This window comes from Aeromonas intestinalis (genome assembly GCF_054052485.1).
Window position 1 is genome coordinate 1 of record NZ_JBSTYK010000048.1, and the last position, 297, is coordinate 297.

Here is a 297-nt window from a genome sequence, read left to right on the forward strand (position 1 = left end):
ATGGGATCAGGTGGTTCCACGGCGCTATGGCCGCCAGGCAAATTCTTCAATCCGAAAAGCTGACGTGAATAACGACTTAGCTAGTGTGCTCGTCGCTATCACTGAATTTGAGTAGTTCGTTCACTTGCTACAAGGCCAGAAACACTTCTTGGGTGTTGTATGGTTAAGCCTCACGGGTAATTAGTATGGGTTAGCTCAACACGTCGCCGCGCTTACACACCCCACCTATCAACGTTGTGGTCTCCAACGGCCCTTTAGGACCCTCAAGGGGTCAGGGATGACTCATCTCAGGGCTCG

The 297-nt window shown here is 51.5% G+C and carries 1 rRNA gene; it reads right to left on the reverse strand.

From position 1 onward, the window contains the following. Positions 1–159: 159 nt before the first annotated feature. Positions 160–297 (reverse strand): 23S ribosomal RNA (locus tag ACW5W7_RS21345); the annotation flags it as partial.